This window comes from Cupriavidus sp. WS, assembly GCF_000395345.1.
GTDB classification, from domain to species: Bacteria; Pseudomonadota; Gammaproteobacteria; order Burkholderiales; family Burkholderiaceae; genus Cupriavidus; species Cupriavidus basilensis_B.
Genome location: NZ_AQPL01000027.1, coordinates 1 through 15,056, shown reverse-complemented (window position 1 = coordinate 15,056; position 15,056 = coordinate 1). Strand labels below are relative to the sequence as shown.

The window sequence follows — 15,056 nt, the reverse complement described above, 5'->3', positions numbered from 1 at the left end:
GCGGCGGTCAGTCGGGTTGTCCCGGCAGCTGCTGCAGCAGTGCCTGCGCCAGGCGCGGGTCCTCCAGCTTGCTGGCCCACCATTGCAGCGCCTTGCCGCGCGTGCTGGTGCGCCAGGCCACCTTGAAGTTGCCGGGCGCGCGCACCTCGAGCGTCTCGCGCGCCTGCAGCACGCCGCTTTCGATGAAGGGCTGCGCCATCGGCGCCGGCAGCCAGCCGCAGCCCAGGCCGCGGATCTGCGCCTCGAGCTTGTCGCGCATGGTGGGCACCACCAGCACGTCCTGCCCGGCCAGCACGCCGTGCGTGCGCGCGGGCAGGTTGCGCGAGGTGTCGCCCACCGCCACGATGCGGTGCTTGGCGATCTGGATGGTGGTGAGCGGGCCGGCCTCGCTGGCCAGCGGGTGATGCGCGGCCACGGCGAAGACGAAGGGCATGGTGCCCAGCGGCCGCACCTGGAAGCCCTGCGTGCTGGGCGCGTCGTAGGCGCCGCCGATGACCACGTCGGCGCGGTTGCTGACCAGCGCGTCCCAGGCGCCGCCCAGCACTTCCTTGGCGAAGCGCAGCCGGGTGGCGGTGTTCTCGGCGTAGAAATCCTGGATCACCGGCAGCAGCGCGCGGAAGTTGATGAGGTCGTCCACCACGATGGTCAGCGTGGCTTCCCAGCCGGTGGCCAGGCGCTTGACGCGGCGCGCGAGGTCGTCGGCGGCGTGCAGCAGGTGGCGGCCTTCGTCGAGCAGAGCGCGCCCGGCCGGGGTCAGCTCGGCGCGGTGGCGGCGGCGGTCGAACAGCAGCACGTCGAGGTCTTCCTCGAGCTTGCGCACCACGTAGGTCAGCGCCGAGGGCACCTTGCCCATCTCGTGGGCGGCCGCGGCGAAGCTGCCCTTGCGCTCGATGGCGTCCAGGACTTCCAGGGATTCTAGTGAGAGAGCCATGTTCAGAAATTCTGAATGAATGCTACTAAGATCGTCCTGCCCAATATACTCCTGCCGCCATAAACTGCCTAGCATCGAAACGTAATGCAAGGCAGGAACTCGGTCTTTGTGAGTTTTCCCGCCGATGTGGCCTCAAGGAGGGCCGTCAAAATGATTGAAATCAGAAAGGCGGGCGAACGCGGATATGCCGACCACGGCTGGCTCCAGTCTTACCACAGCTTCTCCTTCGCGGACTACTACGACCCGCAGCACGTCCAGTTCGGACCGCTGCGCGTGATCAACGAGGACCGCGTCGCGCCGGGCATGGGCTTCGGCACGCACGGCCACCGCGACATGGAGATCATCAGCTACGTGCTGGAAGGCGAGCTGGCCCACAAGGACAGCATGGGCAACGGCAGCGTGATCCGCCCGGGCGACGTGCAGCGCATGAGCGCCGGCACCGGCGTGCGGCACTCGGAGTACAACCACGCGGCGCACGACACCACGCATTTCCTGCAGATCTGGGTGCTGCCGGAGCAGGCCAACCTGCAGCCCGGCTACGAGGAAAAGCACTTCGAGGCCGCCGACAAGCGCGGCCGCCTGCGCCTGGTGGGCAGCCGCGACGGCGCCGACGGCTCGGTGGTGGTCCACCAGGACATGCGCCTCTATGCCGGTCTGTTCGACGGCGACGAGTCCGCCACGCTGGCGCTGGCGCCGCAGCGGCGCGCCTATGTGCACGTGGCGCGCGGCCGCGTCACGGTCAACGGCCGCGCGCTCGAGGCCGGCGACGCCGCCAGGATCGAAGGCGAGGACGCCGTGAGCCTGTCCGGCGGCAGCGGCGCCGAGGTGCTGGTGTTCGACCTGCCCTGAGGCCCGGCGCGCGCCTCGCGCCTGTCGCGCGCCTCGCGCAACAGGCGCGCCCGGCAAGCCCCGCAGCCCGCCATCGTCGCGGCGGCCGCGCGGGGCTTTGTCTTGGCGGGTTTGCCGTGTGCTATCTTCTCGCTATAGATAAGCGCCCGGGCCGGCACATGCCGCTCCGGGCGCGCCCAGGCCTACGACCCCCAGACCAGAGATGACTTTTGTATCCGTTCTCCTCGCGCTGATCGCCGAGCAGTTCCGTGCCCTGGGCCGCAACAATCCGATCTACGACATCGTGCGCGTGCTTGCCGAGCGCGCCGAGCATGCCTTCGACACCGGCCGCCCGCGCGATGCCGCGCTGGCCTGGTGCACCGTGGTGCTGCCGCTCACGCTGGCGGTGGTGATCGTGCATTACCTGCTGGCGTCCATCAGCGTGGCGCTGACGCTGGCATGGAACGTCCTGCTGCTCTACCTCACGCTGGGCTTTCGCCAGTTCAGCCACTTCTTCACCGACATCCACGAGGCCCTGAACCGCGACGACCTGCCGCGCGCGCGCGCGCTGCTGCACCAGTGGACCGGGCTCGACACCGTGGAGATGCCCGTCACCGAGATCGTGCGCCACACGCTGGAGGCCGCCATCGTGGCGGTGCACCGGCATGTGTTCGGCGTGTTCTTCTGGTTCCTGGTGCCGATCGGCCCGGGTGGCGTGGTGCTGTACCGCATCGCCGAATACCTGGCGCGCCACTGGAACCTGCCTTCCACCGAGCGCAGCCCGGCGCTCGGGCGCTTCGCCGCGCGCGCGTTCTACCTGCTGGACTGGGTGCCGTCGCGGCTGACCGCGGTGGGCTTTGCCATCGTCGGCAATTTCGAGGACGCGGTCTACGCCTGGCGCAACCACGCGCGCAAGTGGAACGATGCCGTCAACGGCATCCTGCTGGCCAGCGGCGGCGGCGCGCTCGGCGTGCGCCTCGGCGTGCCGCTGGCGGAAGAGGATTCCGCCGTGGTGCTGCGCATCAGCATGGCCGGCCCGGCGGTGGACTACGCCCCCGGCATGGAGGACGACAGCGAGCCCGAGCCGGCCGCGCCCGAGTTCGGCGCCGAGCCGGGCGTGCGCACGCTGCAGTCGGCCATCGGCCTGGTGTGGCGCGCGGTGGTGCTGTGGATGCTGCTGCTGGCGATGCTGTCGCTGGCGCTCTGGGTGGGCTGAGCCAGCTGTCCGCGCCGCCCGAGTCGCTCAGGGCTGGCGCGCCGCGCCGCATTGCCAGCACGAGCCGAACTGCGCCTCGTGCCATTCCCCGCAGGACGCGCAGCGCCAGCGCGGCCCCGGCGCGGGGTTGTCGGCCGCGCGCAATACCGCCCACGCCTGGGCTTCCATCTCGTCGTCGACCAGCCAGACCTGCGGCGCGCTTTCGCGAAACGGGATGTCGCCCATCGCGCCGGCCAGCCAGGTGTTGCGCAGGTCGGCGCGGATGCCGGCGGCTTCCAGCAGGTTCCGGCAATGCGCCGCGTGCACGAGCGAAGGGGTCGAGAGCAGTAGTTTCATGGCAGCCGGGCGTGCCCGCGCGGGCACCCGGCTACGTTACCACGGCTCACCACGGTTTTTGCTGGCGGGATTCGTGCAGCAACTGCGTGTAGAGCTGGTGGCGGCGCTCGGAGATCTCGCCGGCCTCGATGGCCGCCAGCACGCCGCAGCCCGGCTCGTTGACGTGATGGCAGTTGTAGAAGCGGCATTCGGTCAGGCGCGCGCGGAACTCGGGGAAGGCGCGCTCGAGCATGCCTTCGCTGAGGTGGTGCAGGCCGAATTCCTGGAAGCCCGGCGAGTCGATCAGGCAGCCGCTTTCGCGCTCGCCGGCGTGCTCACCCTCGCCGAGGTTGGCCGGCAGGTGGTACAGCCGCGTGAAGGTGGTGGTGTGCTTGCCCGAATCGAGCTTGGCCGAGATCTCGCGCGTCTGCGCTTCCACGCCCGGGATCAGCAGGTTCAGCAGCGACGACTTGCCCATGCCCGACTGGCCGATCAGGATGCTGGCGCGCTGCGCCAGGCGCGGGCGCAACTGCGCCAGCGCGTCGTCCGGGGCGCCGTGCACGGACAGGAACAGGACCTCGTAGCCGAGCGCCTGGTAGGGTGCCAGGCGCGCGCGCGCCTCGTCCAGGCGCGCGCTCAGGTCGACCTTGTTGAGCACGATCAGCGGCTTGATCGCCATCGCCTCGGCCGACACCAGCGCGCGGCCGAGCAGGTCTTCCGAGAAGCCGGGCTCGGTCGCCAGCACGATCACCACCTGGTCGATGTTGGCGGCCAGCAGCTTGGACTTGAACTGGTCCGAGCGGTGCAGCAGGTTCTTGCGCGGCTTGACGCCGGCGATCACGCACTGGTCGGCCGAGGCGTACTCGACCGCGACGCGGTCGCCCACCGCGCACTCGCTGCGCTTGCCGCGCGGAAACGCGTGCAGGCGGCTGCCGTCGTCGAACTCGATCACGTAGTGGCGGCCGTGCGCGGCGACCACCAGCGCGTCGGCCGTGGCCGCGCCATTGCCTTTGCCGGCGCTCGCGGCGCGCTGCGGGCCCGTCCTGCCGGCGCGGCTCATGCGTGCGCCAGCAGGCGGTCGATCCGCTGTGCCGCGGGCGGATGCGAGTAGTAGAAGGCGCTGTAGAGCGGATCGGGCGTCAGGGTCGAGGCATTGTCCTTGTACAGCTTGACCAGCGCCGACACCAGGCGGCCGGCATCGGTCTGCCCGGCGGCGAAGGCGTCCGCCTCGAACTCGTGGCGGCGCGAGGTCTGGCTGGCCAGCGGCCCGAGCAGGAAGGTGAACACCGGCAGGGTCAGGAAGAACAGCACCAGCGCCAGCGCATGGTTGCTGGCGCCGAGGTTGGGCAGCACGCCCAGGCCGGTGTAGAACCACGTGCGCCCGGCCAGCCAGCCCAGCAACGCGAGGAAGGCCAGGCTCAGCGCGAAGCTGACCAGCATGCCCTTGAGGATGTGGCGGCGCTTGAAGTGGCCGAGCTCGTGCGCCAGCACCGCTTCGATCTCGTCGTCGGCGAGGCGCTCCATCAGCGTGTCGAAGAAGACGATGCGCTTGGCCGCGCCGAAGCCGGTGAAGTAGGCGTTGCCGTGGGCGCTGCGCTTGCTGCCGTCCATCACGAACAGGCCGCGGCTGCGGAAGCCGCACTTCTGCAGCAGGCGCGTGATGCGCGCTTCCAGCGTGGCGTTGGCCAGCGGCTCGAAGCGGTTGAACAGCGGCATGATGACCGACGGCGCGATCATCTGCACGAAGATCGTGAAGGCCATCCAGGTGAGCCACGTCCATGCCCACCAGAACTGGCCCATATGCTCCATCAGCCACAGCACCGCCAGCAGCAGGGGCAGGCCCAGCGCGATGCCGACGCCGGCCATCTTGAGCATGTCCACGACGTACAACTGCCACGTCATGCGGTTGAAGCCGAAGCGCTGCTCGATGACGAACTGCCCGTAGAGCGAGAAGGGCAGGTCGACCAGGCCGCCGAGCACGGCCACGCTGGCGATCAGCGCGACGCCGTAGCGGTAGCCGGGCCCGAAGGCGTCGAGCCAGAACAGGTTGAGCCACTGCAGCCCGCCCAGCATGGTCAGCACGATCAGCAGCGCGGCGCCGGCCAGCACCTCGAGCATCGACAGCCGGGTGCGAGCGATGGTGTAGTCGGCCGCCTTCTGGTGCGAGTCCAGCGTGATGGTGTCGGCGAAGCGGCCGGGCACCGCGTGGCGGTGCCGCGCCACATGGCGCACCTGGCGCGCGGCCAGCCAGAGCTTGGTCAGCACCATCAGCATCAGTGCGGCGAGGAACAGATACGTGAACATCGGGCGGGGCCTTGTCGTGTGAAGCGTTGCGCGCCGCGCCGCAGAGCGGCCGCGGCGGCGGATATGCGAGAATTATAAGTTGTTCGTGCCTGTCGCCCCGTGTTCCTCGTCCGGGGCCGGGCGCGCCCTTTCCCGCCCCTCCTTCGATAGCAGTCCAGATGACCAGCCAAAACACCCACGCCGGCGCCGGCGCCAAATCCGTCAAGAGCGAAAACAACCTGATCTGGCTCGACATGGAGATGACCGGCCTGCTGCCGGACCAGGACCGCATCATCGAGGTCGCGCTCGTCGTGACCGACTCGGAGCTCAACATCCTGGCCGAAGGCCCGGTGCTGGTGATCCACCAGGAAGACGCCGTGCTCGACGGCATGGACAACTGGAACAAGGGCACCCACGGCCGCTCCGGCCTGATCGACAAGGTCAAGGCCTCGACCCTGACCGAAGCGCAGGCCGAGGCCGAGCTGCTGGCCTTCGTCAAGCGCTGGGTGCCGGCCGGCAAGTCGCCCATGTGCGGCAACTCGATCTGCCAGGACCGCCGCTTCATGGCGCGCTACATGCCCAAGCTGGAGGCGTTCTTCCACTATCGCAACCTCGACGTGTCGACGCTCAAGGAATTGTGCAAGCGCTGGGAGCCGGCCATCCACAAGGGCTTCGTCAAGCGCCAGCTGCACACGGCGCTGGCCGACATCCTGGAGTCGGTGGAGGAGCTGCGCTACTACCGCACGCACTTCATCCGCCATCCGGCCGCCGCCGACGCTGCTGCCGCCGACGCGCCGGCAGCCCCCGCCGCCCCGGCGGCGCCCGCGGCCTGACGCGCGGGCACGCCTGACACGCCGGCTCCATGCCACGCACGAGGCGCCCCGCGGGGCGCCTCGTTCCATTACCGCGGTCCCCCGCAGCCCACTCATCGCCCAGCCATGTTCGCGCGCATCGTCTCGATCATCACCCCCGTCATCCTGATCATCCTGGTGGGCTGGCTGTACGGGCGCCGCGCGCATCCCGACATGGCGGGCATCAACCGCGCCACGCTCGACGTGATCGCGCCGCTGCTGGTGGTGTCGGCCTTCGTCAGCAAGGACTTCGTGCTGGCCGACCAGCTCGCGCTGCTCGGCTGCGCGGTGGCGGTGGTGCTGGGCTCGGGCCTGCTGGCGTGGCTGGCCGCGCGCGCGATGCGGGTGGACCCGCGCACCTTCGTGCCGCCGATGATGTTCAACAACTCCGGCAACATGGGCCTGCCGCTGTCGGTGTTCGCGTTCGGGCCGGTGGGGCTGGCGCCGGCGGTGGCGCTGTTCGCGGCGTCCAACCTGATGCACTTCACCATCGGCATGAAGATCGTCAACCGCCACGCGCGGATCGCGCAGATCGCGCGTAACCCGATGGTGCTGGCCACCGTGGCCGGCGTGGGGCTGTCGCTGGCGCGGCCGTGGTTCGCGCTGCCAGAGCCGGTGCTGGAGTCGGTCAAGCTGCTGGGCGACGCCACCGTGCCGCTGATGCTGTTCGCGCTGGGCGTGCGCATGAAGGACGTGAGCCTGCGCAACTGGAGCATGGGCGTGATCGGCGCCGCGGTGTGCCCGCTCACGGGCATCGCCTGCGCGCTGCTGCTGGTGCAGGTGGTGCCGCTGAGCCAGCTGCAGCGCGGGCTGCTGTTCGTGTTCGCCTCGCTGCCGCCGGCGGTGCTCAATTTCCTGGTGGCGGACCATTTCCGCCAGGAGCCCGACCAGGTGGCCTCGATCGTGCTGCTCGGCAATATCGGCGCGGTGGTGTTCGTGCCGCTGGGGCTTTACCTCGGCCTGCGCTGAGGCCGGGGCGGCGTCGCTTCAGACCGCGCGCTTCAGGCCGCGCGCATCGGGCCGCGTGTATCGGGCCGCGTGCATCAGGCCGCGGGTTTGGCGCGCACGGCGTTCTTGGGGCGCCATGACGGCGCCACCGCCGCATCGGTCTCGATGTACGGCCCGCCGATCAGGTCCACGCAATAGGGGATCGCGGCAAAGATGCCCTGCACGATGGTCTTGCCGTCCTCGCCGCGCAGGCCTTCGAGCGTCTCGCGGATGGCGCGCGGCTGGCCCGGCAGGTTGACGATCAGCGCGGCGCGGCTGGCGGTCTCGCGGATCACCGCCACCTGGCGCGAGAGGATCGCGGTCGGCACGAAATGCAGGCTGATCTGGCGCATCTGCTCGCCGAAGCCCGGCATTTCCTTGGTGCCCACCGCCAGTGTGGCCTCCGGCGTGACGTCGCGGCGCGACGGGCCGGTGCCGCCGGTGGTCAGCACCAGGTCGCAGCCGGCCACGTCTACCAGCTCGATGAGCGTGCGCGAGATCAGCGGCTGCTCGTCCGGGATCAGCCGCTCGACGGTCTGCCAGGGCGAGGTCAGGGCGCGCCCGAACCAGTCGCGCAGCGCCGGGATGCCTTCGTCCTGGTAGGTGCCGGCCGAGGCGCGGTCGGAGATCGAGACCAGGCCGACCAGCAGCTCGTCCGGATGCTTGCGGGCAATGGGATGGGTGGTCGCGGGCTGGGTCATGTCGGCTCCGGGGTGGTCGGTTGCGGCATCAGTCGTCGTTGGCGTCGGCGGCGTCGTGGGCGCCGGCGTCGGCCGCCTCGTCCTCGCCGGCGGCGGCGCGGGTGCCGTCCAGCACATTCTTGACGGCCTGGAACAGCTCGCGGAAATAGCGCGGCGGCTTGTTCATCTCGCGTTCCTTGCGGGCATTGCGGATGATGTTGCGCAGCGCCTGCACGTCGGTGGCGGGGTGCTCGGCGAGGAATTTCGTCAGCGCGGCGTCGTCGGCCAGCAGCAGCTCGCGCCAGCGCTCGACCAGGTGCAGCCGGGCCGTCTCGGCCTTGCTGGCGCCCTTGAAGGCCTCCAGCACGCGCTGGATGGCTTCCACCTCGGCGTCGTCGAGCTTGCGCATGACCTTGCCGACGAACTGCATCTGGCGGCGCTTGCCTTCGTGGTTGGTGATGCGGCGCGCGTCGCGGATGGCGTCGGCCAGCGCTTCGGGCATGGGCACGCGCGCCAGGCGGTCGCGGGGCAGCGCTTCGAGCTCAACGCCGAGGTCCTGCAGGGCGAGCATGTCGCGTTTTTTCTGCGACTTGCTCTTGGGCAGGTCGTCTTCGTCCGGTTCGGGGGCGAACTGGCCGGGGAAGCCGGAGGCATTCCGGGGGGAGGTGCGGGAGTTTCGCGTCATGGGGACCATTTTATCTTGCTATGATTCTTGTTTGGACTTTTGATGACCGCGCCCACAATGGATCAATCCGCAGACCAGACCGCCCATTTCACCTATACCCAGGCCCAGCTCAGCGCGATGGCCGCCGATGTGCTGCGGGTGGCACGCGAGCTGGGGGCCACCGACGCGGCCACCGAGATCTCGGAAGGCAGCGGATTGTCGGTCACCGTGCGCAAGGGCGCGGTCGAGACCATCGAGCAGAACCGCGACAAGGTGGTCGGCGTCACGGTGATGATCGGCAAGCGGCGCGGCAATGCCAGCACCTCGGATTTCTCGCCGGCGGCGCTGCGCGCCACCGCCGAGGCCGCCTACAACATCGCCCGCTTCACGGCCGAGGACGATTGCGCCGGGCTGGCCGAGGAAGAGCTGCTCGAGCGCAACCCGCGCGACCTCGACCTGTTCCACCCGTGGGACATCGACGCCGCGCAGGCCATCGAACTGGCGTGCCGGGCCGAGGCGGCCGCGTTCGCGGTCTCGCCGCGCATCCGCAACAGCGACGGCGCCAGCGTGTCGGCGCAGCATTCGCAGTTCGTGCTGGCCACCTCGCGCGGCTTCATGGGCGGCTACCCGTACTCGCGCCACTTCATCTCGTGCGCGCCCATCGCCGGCACCGGCAGCGGCATGCAGCGCGACGACTGGTACTCGTCCAAGCGCGCGCCCGGCGCGCTGGCCGCGCCCGAGGACATCGGCCGCTACGCCGCCGAGCGCGCGCTGGCCCGCCTGAACTCGCGCAAGCTCTCCACGCGGCGCTGCCCGGTGCTGTTCGAGGCGCCGCTGGCCGCCGGCCTGCTCGGCGCCTTCGTGCAGGCGGTGTCGGGCGGTGCGCTGTACCGCAAGTCCACCTTCCTCCACGACACGCTCGGCAAGGCCGTGTTCGCCCCGCACATCCACATCCACGAGCAGCCGCACCTGCCCGGCGCGATGGGCAGCGCGCCGTTCGACGAGGAAGGCGTGCGTACCCACGCGCGCGACGTGGTGCGCGGCGGCGTGGTGGAAGGCTATTTCCTGTCCACTTATTCGGCGCGCAAGCTGGGCATGAAGACCACCGGCAACGCCGGCGGCTCGCACAACCTGACGCTGTCGAGCAAGCTGACCACGCCCGCGGACGATTTCGCCGGCATGCTGCGCAAGCTCGGCACCGGCCTGCTGGTCACGGAGCTGATGGGGCAGGGCGTGAACTACGTCACCGGCGACTACTCGCGCGGCGCCTCGGGCTACTGGGTGGAAAACGGCGTGATCCAGTTCCCGGTGGAGGAGATCACGATCGCCGGCAGCATGGCCGAGATGTTCAGGCAGATCGTCGCCGTCGGCGCCGACGCGCTGGTGCGCGGCACCAAGGAAACCGGCTCGATCCTGATCGAGCAGATGACCATCGCCGGCAACTGAGCCGGGGTGCTTCAAACGACCGCGCGGCGGCCTGTTGCCAGGGCCGCCGCGCGGTTTTTTCGTTTCCGGCTGCCGGTTTCCTGTTGGTTTCCTATTCTTCGCCGGACGGCGGGCGCTCGTAGGTCACGAACGCGTAGTCGAAGCCGTTGGCCTCGGAGCGGTGCGTCTCGCGGCTGGTGGCCAGCCACCGGCGCGGGTCGATCAGCGGGAAGTGCGCGTCGCCCTCGACGTCCGCGTCGATCTCCGTCACCACCAGCCGGTCGGCGCTGGGCAGCGCCTCGGCGTACAACTGCGCGCCGCCGATCAGGAACACCTGCGCCGCGCCCGCGCACAGCCGCTGGGCTTCTTCGAGCGAGCCCGCCACGTCGCAGCCGTCGATGCGCAGGTCGCGGTTGCGGCTCACCACGATGTTGCGGCGGCCCGGCAGCGGCCTGCCGATCGACTCCCACGTCTTGCGGCCCATGATGATGGGCGCGCCCATCGTGGTGCGCTTGAAGTGCGCGAGATCCTCGGGCAGGCGCCACGGCAGCGCGTTGTCGCGGCCGATCACGTTGTTGCGGGCCTTGGCCACGATCAGCGTCAGCAGCGTCATACGGCCACCGGCGCCTTGATGGCCGGGTGCGACTCGTAGCCGTCCAGCGCGAAGTCCTCGTACTTGTAGCCGAAGATGCTGTCGGGCTTGCGCAGGATCTTCAGCCGCGGCAGCGCCATCGGTTCGCGCGCGAGCTGGGTGCGCACCTGCTCGGCGTGGTTGCTGTAGATATGGCAGTCGCCGCCGGTCCAGACGAAGTCGCCCACGTCCAGCCCGGTCTGCTGCGCGATCATGTGCGTCAGCAGCGCGTAGCTGGCGATGTTGAACGGCACGCCGAGGAAGATGTCGGCGCTGCGCTGGTAGAGCTGGCACGACAGGCGGCCCTCGGCCACGTAGAACTGGAAGAACGCGTGGCACGGCGGCAGCTTCATCTGCGGGATCTCGCCCACGTTCCAGGCCGACACGATCAGCCGGCGCGAATCGGGGTTGCTGCGGATCTGCGCGATTAGGTCGCTGATCTGGTCGACGTGGCGGCCGTCCGGCGTGGGCCACGCGCGCCACTGCGAGCCGTAGACCGGGCCCAGCTCGCCGTTCTCGTCGGCCCACTCGTCCCAGATGCTGACGCCGTTGTCCTTCAGGTACTTGATGTTGGTCGAGCCCTGCAGGAACCACAGCAGCTCGTGGACGATCGACTTGATGTGCAGCTTCTTGGTGGTCACCACCGGAAAGCCTTCGCGCAGGTCGAAGCGCATCTGGTAGCCGAACACGGAGCGCGTGCCGGTGCCGGTGCGGTCGGCCTTTTCGGTGCCATGCTCTTGCACATGGCGCATGAAGTCGAGGTACTGTTTCATCGGCGCGGGTGTTGGGGAAAGTGATGCGGCAGCGGCATTCCGCGTGGAACGGCCATCCGCGCGGCGGGACGCGCGCGGCAGCCGGAGGGTTGGCATTTTATCGCAAAGCAAAAAAACGGGCCGCCTCGTGGCGGCCCGTTCCCCGTCTGTGTCGTCCGGCGCCGCCCGGTGTCACCCGGGGTGGCGCGCGCGCGCCGTCACTGGTGCGCCGTCTCGGGCGCGCGGCGCTTCTGCTTGAGGTAGCCCGCGCCCAGCACGCCGCCGATGATCAGCACGAACAGGCCGTAGTAGACCACCGCGTTGGCGTCGAAGAAGGCCTTGACCAGCGGTTCGCTGACGATCATCTTGACCGCGGTGAAGGCCAGCACGCCGGCGCCCGCGTAGATGATCGCGGGGAAGCGGCTCATCAGCTTGAGCACCAGGCTCGAGCCCCACACCACGATCGGGATGCTGATCAGCAGGCCCAGCACCACCAGCAGGAAGCTGCCGTGCGCGGCGCCGGCCACGGCCAGCACGTTGTCCACGCCCATCACCGCGTCGGCGATGATGATGGTCTTCATGGCGCCCACCAGCGTGGTGGCGCCGGCGCCGTGTTCGTCGCCGTCGCCGTCGTCGGACAGCAGCCGGTAGGCGATCCACACCAGGGCCAGGCCGCCGATCAGCAGCAGGCCGGGAATCTTGAGCAGCCAGACCACGCCGATGGTCATCGCCGAGCGCACCACCACCGCGCCGACGGTCCCCCAGATGATGGCCTTCTTCTGCAGGTGGGACGGCAGGTTGCGCGCCGCCAGCGCGATCACGATGGCGTTGTCGCCCGCGAGCACCAGGTCAATGACGACGATGGACAGCAGCGCCGTCAGGAACTGCATCGTGAACAGATCGGTGAACCATTCCATGAACTCTCCTCGAAAAACGAATAGCCGTAAGCAAAGGTTGCGCTTGCGCAGGGTTCGCCTGGAGACATGAAGTTCGGGAGCTTTGGGGGCGCCTTTGCAAACCATGAAACCAGGTTGCAAAGGTCTTGCTCGACCGCCATTGTGCATCGATTTGCGTTGGCGGTCAGCACAACCGGAGGCTGTCGGGGACAGGTCTCGGAATGACGATTGTGCTAAGGGCTGGGCCCCGGAGCTACTCCCCTTTGAGGGACGTGCCGCCGTGGGGCTGCCCCCTTGGCGATACGCTGACGCGGATTATAAACGAAGCCCGGATGGCCGTGCGGTAAATAAATATGCGCGCCGGCGCACATGCGGGCGCGGTGGCCCGCGGCCCGGGCATTTTTACGCCGCCGGCCGCGGTTTGCGTCCTATCCTAGAAGACCGGCATCGGCCGATGCGCCCCAGACGTCACCGGAGGCGCGTTCCATGCCGGTCCCGCGCATGCCGTGACGTGCGGGCCGGGGGTTTTACGCATCGCCCACAGACCAATAAGGAAACGTCATGCCGGCTGTCCCGACCCCGCTGCATCCACGACACGATCACCCCCAGGCCAAGCGCACCCCCAACGCATCCTTGAGACCCAACGGCAGCCAGGCCGCCGCCCACGGCATCGCCCTGTCCAATCCGGTGCCGCGCCTGGACTTCATCCAGCAGTACCACGAAGACAACGGCGCGCTGCGCGGCGAGATCACGCGCGGCCTGCTGGCCGAGGCCGCCAGCATCAGCCCCAAGTTCTTCTACGACGTGCTCGGCTCGCGCCTGTTCGAGGCCATCACCGACCTGCCGGAGTATTACCCGACCCGCACCGAAGCCGCGGTCTTTGCCGCCTTCGCGCCGGCGATGGCGGCGCGCGCCGGCAGCGGCAGCGTGCTGATCGACCTCGGCGCCGGCAACTGCCAGAAGGCGGCGCGGCTGTTCGGCAGTCTGCAGCCTTCGCAGTACGTCGCGCTCGACATCTCGGTGGAGTTCCTGCGCGGCACCCTGTTCTGCCTGCAGCAGCAGCATCCGCAGATTCCCATGCTGGGCCTGGGCGCCGACCTGTGCGCGCCGCTGGACCTGCCGCCCGAGGTCAGGCACGGGCGCCGGCTGTTCTTCTACCCCGGCTCCAGCATCGGCAACTTCGCGCCGGCCCAGGCGCGGGCCCTGCTGCAGCAGCTGCACGCGGCCGCGGGCCGCGGCGACGGCGTGCTGATCGGCGTGGACCTGCTCAAGGACGAGCCCGCGCTGGTGGCCGCCTACGACGACGCGCTGGGCGTGACCGCCGCGTTCAATCGCAACGTGCTGCGCAACCTGAACCGCATCGTCGGCAGCGACTTCGCGCTCGAGGACTGGCGCCATGCCGCCAGCTTCGACCGCGCGGGCTCGCGCATCCAGATGCACCTGCGCGCCGAGCGCGACGTCACGGTGCGCTGGGCCGAAGGCAGCCGCGCGTTCCGCGCGGGCGAGGCGATCCACACCGAGGATTCCTACAAGTACCACCCGCATGGTTTCGCCGAGCTGCTGCGGGACGCCGGCTTCCACGATCCGGTCTGGTGGACCGACCCGCGCGGCTGGTTCGCGGTGTTCCACGCGCGCGCCTGAGCCGCGCCGGGTACCGGGCGCGCGGGTGTCATAATGCCCGCGTCCCCCTCCGGCAGCGGAGCGGCGCGCCGGGCAGGCGCGCGCCGCCTGCGCGGAGGCCGTGCAACCGTGGCTGATCCCACACACCGGCAGGGTTTGCGATGAGCGGCTTTTCCATGCTTCCCGATCTGCATTTCAACGGCGGCAAGACTGCCTGGGCCGACGCCCGCCGGCTGCCGCGCGAAGGCCTGGCGCAGGCGCTGGTGGATGCGCGCAGCCGCACGCTGGCCTGGCTCGCTGCCTTCGGCCAGACCCGCCGGGGCTGGGAGGTGCCGCGCGAGGCGTTCGCCGATCCGCCGTTGTGGACCCTGGGCCATGTCGCCTGGCATGCCGAATGGTGGTGCCTGCGCGACTGGCGCGTGCGCGAGCACGGCGGGCTGCCGCTGCAGGTGGCCGGCGCGCCCTCGCTGCTGGACGGTGCCGATGCGTGGTTCGATCCCGAGCGCATCGGCCCCGAGGCGCGCTGGGAAGCCGCGCTGCCCGACGTGGCGGTGGTCAAGCGCTATGCCGCCGACGTGCTCGACGCCGCGCTGCGCCGCCTCGCGGTGCTGCCCGACGACAGCGACGCCACGCTCTACGCCTGGCGCCGCGCGCTGTTCCACGAAGACCGCCAGGGCGAGGCCATCGCCGCCTTGCTGCAGGCGCTCGGCGTGGCGCCGGTGGAACCCGCGGTGGCGCTGCCTTCGCTGTCGGTGCCGCACGGCGGCACGCTGCAGTTTCCCGGCGGGCGCTTCGTGCAGGGCTGGGCCGAGCCGGACGGCTTCGCGCTGCCCGACGAGCTGCCGCCGCAGTCCACCTACGTGCCCGCCTTCGAGATGGACGCCGCGCCGGTCAGCAACGCGCAGTTCCTCGAGTTCGTCGAGGATGCCGGCTACGAGCGCGCCCAGTGGTGGACGCCGGCGGGCCGCCGCTGGCTG

At 69.7% G+C, this 15,056-nt stretch carries 16 protein-coding genes; 7 read left to right on the top strand and 9 right to left on the bottom strand.

Annotation, left to right across the window (positions count from 1 at the left end):
• Positions 1–7: 7 nt before the first annotated feature.
• Positions 8–931, bottom strand: coding sequence for a LysR family transcriptional regulator (locus K206_RS0102610; RefSeq protein WP_020200848.1), 924 nt, complete (start codon positions 929–931; stop codon positions 8–10).
• 150 nt (positions 932–1,081) lie between these two features.
• Between K206_RS0102610 and K206_RS0102605 the strand changes: the two genes are divergently transcribed.
• Positions 1,082–1,780, top strand: coding sequence for a pirin family protein (locus K206_RS0102605; protein ID WP_020200847.1), 699 nt, complete (start codon positions 1,082–1,084; stop codon positions 1,778–1,780).
• A gap of 202 nt (positions 1,781–1,982) precedes the next feature.
• On the top strand, positions 1,983–2,975 hold the full coding sequence (locus K206_RS0102600; RefSeq protein WP_020200846.1) for a CobD/CbiB family protein: 993 nt from the start codon (positions 1,983–1,985) through the stop codon (positions 2,973–2,975).
• 27 nt (positions 2,976–3,002) lie between these two features.
• On the opposite strand, the gene K206_RS0102595 is transcribed toward K206_RS0102600, so the two are convergent.
• From K206_RS0102595 to K206_RS0102585, 3 genes are read right to left on the bottom strand one after another with little or no spacing between them, the layout of a single operon-like run.
• Complete coding sequence (locus K206_RS0102595; protein WP_029043156.1) at positions 3,003–3,311, bottom strand: putative signal transducing protein; 309 nt, start codon at positions 3,309–3,311, stop codon at positions 3,003–3,005.
• Positions 3,312–3,357: 46 nt separating this feature from the next.
• Complete coding sequence (rsgA, locus tag K206_RS0102590) at positions 3,358–4,350, bottom strand: ribosome small subunit-dependent GTPase A (protein ID WP_020200844.1); 993 nt, start codon at positions 4,348–4,350, stop codon at positions 3,358–3,360.
• Positions 4,347–5,594: a M48 family metallopeptidase gene (locus K206_RS0102585; RefSeq protein ID WP_020200843.1), complete on the bottom strand. Its 1,248-nt coding sequence runs from the start codon at positions 5,592–5,594 to the stop codon at positions 4,347–4,349. The genes rsgA and K206_RS0102585 overlap by 4 nt, the downstream gene beginning before the upstream one ends.
• A 158-nt stretch (positions 5,595–5,752) precedes the next feature.
• Between K206_RS0102585 and orn the strand changes: the two genes are divergently transcribed.
• Together orn and K206_RS0102575 are read left to right on the top strand one after the other, a co-directional pair.
• Positions 5,753–6,406: an oligoribonuclease gene (gene orn / locus K206_RS0102580; protein WP_020200842.1), complete on the top strand. Its 654-nt coding sequence runs from the start codon at positions 5,753–5,755 to the stop codon at positions 6,404–6,406.
• Between the two features lie 105 nt (positions 6,407–6,511).
• On the top strand, positions 6,512–7,393 hold the full coding sequence (locus K206_RS0102575; protein WP_020200841.1) for an AEC family transporter: 882 nt from the start codon (positions 6,512–6,514) through the stop codon (positions 7,391–7,393).
• 74 nt (positions 7,394–7,467) lie between these two features.
• Here the strand turns inward: K206_RS0102575 and mog are convergent, their stop codons facing one another.
• A complete protein-coding gene (mog, locus tag K206_RS0102570) occupies positions 7,468–8,112 on the bottom strand; it encodes a molybdopterin adenylyltransferase (RefSeq protein ID WP_020200840.1) in 645 nt (214 codons plus the stop codon).
• Positions 8,113–8,140: 28 nt separating this feature from the next.
• A complete protein-coding gene (gene yjgA / locus K206_RS37380; protein WP_020200839.1) occupies positions 8,141–8,776 on the bottom strand; it encodes a ribosome biogenesis factor YjgA in 636 nt (211 codons plus the stop codon).
• Between the two features lie 57 nt (positions 8,777–8,833).
• On the opposite strand from yjgA, the gene pmbA reads away from it, so the two are divergent.
• On the top strand, positions 8,834–10,201 hold the full coding sequence (gene pmbA, locus K206_RS0102560) for a metalloprotease PmbA (protein WP_020200838.1): 1,368 nt from the start codon (positions 8,834–8,836) through the stop codon (positions 10,199–10,201).
• 91 nt (positions 10,202–10,292) lie between these two features.
• Here pmbA and K206_RS0102555 read toward each other — a convergent pair whose 3' ends face one another.
• The 3 genes from K206_RS0102555 to K206_RS0102545 form a co-directional block, all read right to left on the bottom strand.
• A complete protein-coding gene (locus tag K206_RS0102555) occupies positions 10,293–10,793 on the bottom strand; it encodes a dihydrofolate reductase (protein ID WP_020200837.1) in 501 nt (166 codons plus the stop codon).
• On the bottom strand, positions 10,790–11,584 hold the full coding sequence (locus K206_RS0102550) for a thymidylate synthase (RefSeq protein ID WP_020200836.1): 795 nt from the start codon (positions 11,582–11,584) through the stop codon (positions 10,790–10,792). Before K206_RS0102550 ends, K206_RS0102555 begins: the two co-directional genes overlap by 4 nt.
• Positions 11,585–11,781: 197 nt before the next feature.
• Positions 11,782–12,480 (bottom strand): TerC family protein, encoded by a 699-nt coding sequence (locus K206_RS0102545; RefSeq protein ID WP_020200835.1) that lies wholly within the window; start codon positions 12,478–12,480, stop codon positions 11,782–11,784.
• Between the two features lie 540 nt (positions 12,481–13,020).
• On the opposite strand from K206_RS0102545, the gene egtD reads away from it, so the two are divergent.
• Together egtD and K206_RS0102535 are read left to right on the top strand one after the other, a co-directional pair.
• Positions 13,021–14,100, top strand: a complete 1,080-nt coding sequence (gene egtD / locus K206_RS0102540; protein ID WP_029043154.1) for an L-histidine N(alpha)-methyltransferase — start codon at positions 13,021–13,023, stop codon at positions 14,098–14,100.
• A gap of 140 nt (positions 14,101–14,240) precedes the next feature.
• Positions 14,241–15,056: SUMF1/EgtB/PvdO family nonheme iron enzyme (locus K206_RS0102535; protein ID WP_020200833.1), on the top strand; the 816-nt coding region annotated here is incomplete at its 3' end.

What these genes read in the sequence shown, in the direction of transcription:
- K206_RS0102610 (WP_020200848.1), bottom strand. Translation starts at nt 931, where the DNA reads ATGGCTCTCTCACTAGAATCCCTGGAAGTCCTGGACGCCATCGAGCGC.
- K206_RS0102585 (WP_020200843.1), bottom strand. Translation starts at nt 5,594, where the DNA reads ATGTTCACGTATCTGTTCCTCGCCGCACTGATGCTGATGGTGCTGACC.
- K206_RS0102600 (WP_020200846.1), top strand. Translation starts at nt 1,983, where the DNA reads ATGACTTTTGTATCCGTTCTCCTCGCGCTGATCGCCGAGCAGTTCCGT.
- K206_RS0102575 (WP_020200841.1), top strand. Translation starts at nt 6,512, where the DNA reads ATGTTCGCGCGCATCGTCTCGATCATCACCCCCGTCATCCTGATCATC.
- pmbA (WP_020200838.1), top strand. Translation starts at nt 8,834, where the DNA reads ATGGATCAATCCGCAGACCAGACCGCCCATTTCACCTATACCCAGGCC.
- K206_RS0102550 (WP_020200836.1), bottom strand. Translation starts at nt 11,584, where the DNA reads ATGAAACAGTACCTCGACTTCATGCGCCATGTGCAAGAGCATGGCACC.
- K206_RS0102545 (WP_020200835.1), bottom strand. Translation starts at nt 12,480, where the DNA reads ATGGAATGGTTCACCGATCTGTTCACGATGCAGTTCCTGACGGCGCTG.
- orn (WP_020200842.1), top strand. Translation starts at nt 5,753, where the DNA reads ATGACCAGCCAAAACACCCACGCCGGCGCCGGCGCCAAATCCGTCAAG.
- mog (WP_020200840.1), bottom strand. Translation starts at nt 8,112, where the DNA reads ATGACCCAGCCCGCGACCACCCATCCCATTGCCCGCAAGCATCCGGAC.
- K206_RS0102595 (WP_029043156.1), bottom strand. Translation starts at nt 3,311, where the DNA reads ATGAAACTACTGCTCTCGACCCCTTCGCTCGTGCACGCGGCGCATTGC.
- K206_RS0102555 (WP_020200837.1), bottom strand. Translation starts at nt 10,793, where the DNA reads ATGACGCTGCTGACGCTGATCGTGGCCAAGGCCCGCAACAACGTGATC.
- rsgA (WP_020200844.1), bottom strand. Translation starts at nt 4,350, where the DNA reads ATGAGCCGCGCCGGCAGGACGGGCCCGCAGCGCGCCGCGAGCGCCGGC.
- yjgA (WP_020200839.1), bottom strand. Translation starts at nt 8,776, where the DNA reads ATGACGCGAAACTCCCGCACCTCCCCCCGGAATGCCTCCGGCTTCCCC.
- egtD (WP_029043154.1), top strand. Translation starts at nt 13,021, where the DNA reads ATGCCGGCTGTCCCGACCCCGCTGCATCCACGACACGATCACCCCCAG.
- K206_RS0102605 (WP_020200847.1), top strand. Translation starts at nt 1,082, where the DNA reads ATGATTGAAATCAGAAAGGCGGGCGAACGCGGATATGCCGACCACGGC.